The organism is Lactococcus formosensis (assembly GCF_018403745.1).
Taxonomy (GTDB): Bacteria; Bacillota; Bacilli; order Lactobacillales; family Streptococcaceae; genus Lactococcus; species Lactococcus formosensis.
Genome location: NZ_BOVP01000016.1, coordinates 1 through 3129 on the forward strand (window position 1 = coordinate 1; position 3129 = coordinate 3129).

Annotated in this window: 2 protein-coding genes and 1 pseudogene; 2 read left to right on the forward strand and 1 reads right to left on the reverse strand. The window is 30.9% G+C overall.

What is annotated here, in order from left to right; genetic code table 11:
• Positions 1–175 precede the first annotated feature (175 nt).
• Positions 176–955 (reverse strand): MerR family DNA-binding transcriptional regulator, encoded by a 780-nt coding sequence (locus KJS37_RS10325; RefSeq protein WP_017369569.1) that lies wholly within the window; start codon positions 953–955, stop codon positions 176–178.
• Between the two features lie 90 nt (positions 956–1045).
• Here KJS37_RS10325 and KJS37_RS10330 point away from each other — a divergent pair, with 90 nt between their 5' ends.
• Together KJS37_RS10330 and KJS37_RS10335 are read left to right on the forward strand one after the other, a co-directional pair.
• On the forward strand, positions 1046–2935 hold the full coding sequence (locus KJS37_RS10330) for a heavy metal translocating P-type ATPase (protein WP_017369570.1): 1890 nt from the start codon (positions 1046–1048) through the stop codon (positions 2933–2935).
• Between the two features lie 14 nt (positions 2936–2949).
• Positions 2950–3129: pseudogene (locus tag KJS37_RS10335) on the forward strand (hypothetical protein); the annotation flags it as partial.

Here is a 3129-nt window from a genome sequence, read left to right on the forward strand (position 1 = left end):
ATTATTGGGAATCCCAGCTTAAATCATAGATACCGTAAGGGATTTTATTCTTTATTTAAAACTTTGCAACAGAACCGAACAAATATTAGCCCAGAAAATGTAGTATTCCTACTCTCAAATTAAAAAATACAATACTAGATACATATCTAGTATTGTATTTTTAGATAACTGCCAATTAATTTAATAATATCCTTAATTCCAGATGTGGCGTTGAAAAGTTGTACGGATTTTCGTAAGTTTCCAGAATTAATATAGAATTTTGCTTAAGTTTTTTAAGTCTAATTAATTCATCCGTTATCTTATCAGGTTCAATATGTTGTGCTTGAACACAGACATGATCAATATGCAAAATTTTTATGTTTTTTAACTTTGATGAGTGGCCCCGAACTTTTAAGGCAAGAAATTTATCGTAGTTACCATACTGGAGTGAATAATAACACCCAATTCGGTTAAAAAATTCTATTTCTAAATCCTTCAACATAGAGATAGTTTTATTAATTGTATCATAGTACTTATTTGAAAAAAATACATCATCGAAAGGTATCAAGATAAAATCCTCATGAGTTTGCTCTAAATCAACATTAATTGATGAGTCTAGTTTTTGAGATAAGCTTATTTCATTTTGTATATATTCTAAAAATTGCTTATCCTCTTTTAATTGCTTTTCTTTTAATTCTAATATGTTACTAGCTTTTCTAATGATTTCGATCAAATTGATCTCAGTTTCGGACTTAATAAAGTCGTTAAAAGTCCCTAGAGGAATTCCATAATCAGCACATAATTTTATAATTTTCACATATGGAATATGTGCATGAGAGTAATAGCGGTAACCATTATTAGCATCAATTAATGCTGGATGTAAAATGCCGATAGACTCATAATATCTTAAAGCCTTGATATGTATACCAGAATAGCTGCTAAGTTTTCCTATAGTCAAATAATTTTTATTTTCCATTCTTTCTCCTTGACCTTACCGTAAAGGTATAGTTTATAATATCAGTATAACATATAAAAATATTTATATCATTTAGAAGAGGTATCTAATATGAAAAGCTTAATTACAGCTTTAAAAGAAAAGAGAGCATTACGCTTATATTTTATCGGAATAATAATTTTTATCATCGGATTATTACTCCCAATATCAAGTACAGTCAGAGTTTTAATTAGCATAATAGCAACTATTTTATCGGGATATCATGTAATGCTTGAAGGGATAGATGATACCATAAAAGAGACAGTCAAAAAGAAAAGATTTACTCCTAATACGCATATTTTAATGACACTTGCCGCAATAGGTGCAATTTTCTTAGGAGAAGCCGTTGAAGCTGCTCTACTAATCTTTATATTCGCAGGGGCACACTTTCTTGAAGAATATGTTGAGGGAAAAAGTAAACGGGAAATTACTAAACTAATAGAACTAAATCCTACGGAAGCTCGTTTAATTAATAATGAGGGAAATATAGAAGTAGTTTCGATTGATAAATTAAAAATAGGTGATAGACTTCAAGTTTTGAATGGAGCGCAAGTTCCAACTGATGGTATCATACTTAATGGTTCAACAAGCATTGATGAGTCAACCATAAATGGTGAAAGTATTCCTCGAGAAAAAAATGTTGGTGATATTGTTTTTGGTTCAACCATTAATGGTACAGGTACATTCACTATGAGAGTATCCAAGGATAGCAAGGATACAGTATTTTCTAAAATATTAACTATGGTTGAAGAGTCACAAAATAACCTTTCACCAACTGCCGATTTCATAAAACGTTTTGAACCACACTATGTCAACGGAGTATTAGTAATATTTTTAGCTTTAATTATATTTTCTCCAATGTTTTTAGGCTGGACATTAACGGAAACAATTTCAAGAAGTTTAGTCTTTCTAGTCTCTGCTTCACCATGTGCATTAGCTGTTGCTGCAATTCCTGCAACATTAGCTGGAATATCATCTTTAGCAAAACAAGGAATACTATTTAAAGGTGGTAATTTTCTTTCAAATTTAATTAATTTAAAAGCTGTCGCTTTTGATAAAACAGGAACATTGACAGAAGGAAAACCAAAAGTAGTAGATTTCTATTTTAATCCCGAACTTGATGGTGAATCCTTTAGAAATACATTAGTAGCAATGGAAAAGCAAAGTAATCACCCATTAGCAAATGCTATAGTTAATAAATTTGAAACTCAAAAAGTTGACTACGATATAAAAGTTGAAAATGAACTTGGGACAGGATTGAGCGCAACCTATCAAGGAGAAAGCTATCGAATTGCTAAACCAAGTGCATTTAAAATGGTAAGTCAAGAATGGATTGAAAAACAGGAAAACTTTGAAAATGAAGGAAAAACGGTAGTATTTATTGCTGTTAACGATAAAGTCGAAGGTTTAATAGCAATTCAAGATACTCCTCAAAAGACTGCAATTTCAGCAATTCAATATTTAAATAAGAATCAAATAAAAACTATTATGATAACTGGTGATGCAGTATTAACAGGAAAGGCAATTGGAAAACAGTTAGGTGTAAGAGATGTGCAGGCAAATGTAATGCCTGATGAAAAGGCAAAAATAATAAATGAAAATAAAGAAAAATATGGTCCAACCGCGATGGTCGGAGATGGTGTTAACGATGCACCAGCACTTGCTGTAGCAGATGTAGGTATTGCGATGGGAGATGGCACAGATGTAGCTATAGAAACTGCAGATGTAGTATTAATGAAGAATGACCTTGGGAATTTTGTGAGTGCACATAAAACTTCTAAAAGATTAAAAAATATTGTAACTCAAAATATAATATTTGCTTTATTAGTTGTTCTATTTTTAGTGTATATTAGTCTTTGGAAAAATGCCTCCGTGGTACTAAGCATAACATTGCATGAGGGAAGTACTCTGGTTGTTCTGCTAAATTCATTGAGATTATTATTGCCAAATAAAAAAATATAGAAGGAGAACTATAAATGTTTAAAAATATATTTCAAAACTTAACTGGACAAGCACAAGAAATTTTGGGAAATATAACCGAAAATATTCCTGAACAAATTCAAAACGTTGCAGGAGGTATAACCGAAAATATCCCTGAACAAATTCAAAATGTTGCAGGAGGTATAACCGAAAATATTCCTGAACAAATTCAAAAT